This window comes from Rhizobium sp. PDO1-076, assembly GCF_000247475.1.
In the GTDB taxonomy this organism is placed as follows: Bacteria; Pseudomonadota; Alphaproteobacteria; order Rhizobiales; family Rhizobiaceae; genus Allorhizobium.
This window is the reverse complement of sequence record NZ_AHZC01000257.1, coordinates 1-1,664: the sequence shown is the minus strand read 5'-3', so window position 1 is coordinate 1,664 and position 1,664 is coordinate 1. Positions and strand designations below refer to the sequence as shown.

Here is a 1,664-nt window from a genome sequence, read left to right as displayed (position 1 = left end):
CCCTAACGGCTATTCTCGCCTTGTCGTGTATCGCCGATAAGAAGCGTCATCGATCCAAAATGGCCCTACATTTACCGCGAAGTGGATCGGGACAAAAAAGGGCAACCCCCTAGCTAAAATTAGAGGTAGGCATGGGTCACCAGTGACATATTCGAGGTGCAAAGTTGGCATGGCGACAGAACAGGTTTTCGATTTCATCATCGTCGGTGCGGGGTCTGCGGGCTGCGTATTGGCAAATCGTCTTTCCGCCGATCCTTCGGTTCGCGTGCTGTTGCTCGAAGCGGGCGGCAGCGACTTCAATTTTTGGATCCGCATGCCGATCGGCTACGGCAAGACCTTCTACCACCCGACGCTCAATTGGCGCTACCAGACGGAACCCGATGCCGGCACCGGCGGCCGGCCATCTTATTGGCCTCGCGGCCGGGTGATTGGCGGGTCGAGTTCCATCAACGCCATGGTCTATGTGCGCGGCCAGCACGCGGATTTCGACGGCTGGGCAGCGCTTGGCAATCCGGGTTGGTCGGCCGCCGACATTCTTCCTGTCTACAAGCGGATGGAAGACAACCTGCAAGGCGGCGACGCATGGCGCGGCACGGGCGGTCCACTGACGGTCACCAGCATGAACGGCTCCGTTCACACGCTCGCCGACGATTACCTCAAGGCCGCCGCGGCCGCCGGAATTCCGATCAATCCGGACTATAATGGCGAGACGCAGGAGGGCGCCAGCGTTTACCAGGTCACCACCCGCAAGGGCCTGCGCTGTTCGTCGGCCGATGCCTATCTGCACCCTGTCCGGCGACGGAAGAACCTCGAGGTGCGGACGAATGCTCATGTCACGCGGATTCTGGTCGAGTCCGGACGGGCCGTCGGCGTCGAATATCTGAGGGGCGGCGTCAAGACAACAGTACGCACGGCGCGCGAAGTGGTACTCTCGGCCGGCGCCGTCAATTCACCGCAGATCCTGATGCTGTCAGGTATTGGCGACGCCAGTCAGCTATCCGCCTTGGGCATAGCCCCCATCCATCACGCCCCGATGGTCGGCCGGAACCTCCAGGACCATCTCGGCTTCGACTATATCTACGAATCGTCCCGTCCCACCCTGAATGACGTGCTACGGCCATGGTGGGGGCGGCTTGGCGTCGGCCTGCAATATGTGCTGACTCGCAAGGGACCGCTGTCGCTCAGCGTCAACCAGGCCGGAGGTTTCGTGCGAAGCCGGCCCGATCGGCCGCGTCCCGACATCCAGCTCTATTTCTCACCGCTCAGCTATACGCGCGCGGTTCCCGGCAAGCGCGCCCTGATGCGCACCGACTTGTTTTCCGGGTTCATGCTGGGGATCTCGAACTGCCATCCGAAAAGCCGTGGCGAGATCGCACTCAGATCCGCCGATCCCTTCGCACCCCCGCTGATTCGGCCGAACTATCTGAGCGTAAGCGCCGATCTCGATGAACTGATCGACGGTGCTCGTATCCTGCGCCGGATTGCCGCCATGCAGCCGCTCGCGGGTCTTATCAGGCGCGAGATAGTTCCGGGGCCGACAGTCGAAACCGATGACGAGATGGCTGCCGATATCCGCGCCCGCAGCGGTTCCGTCTTCCATGCCTGCGGCACCTGCGCCATGGGGCCAGAGCCCGGCCGGTCGGTCGTCGATCCGCGGCTCAGGG

General features: G+C 62.3%; 1 protein-coding gene. It reads left to right on the top strand.

Annotated features, from left to right (window positions below; translation table 11 throughout):
* Window positions 1-169: 169 nt before the first annotated feature.
* A partial coding sequence (locus PDO_RS14550; RefSeq protein WP_007603051.1) for a GMC family oxidoreductase occupies window positions 170-1,664 on the top strand: 1,495 nt, incomplete at its 3' end.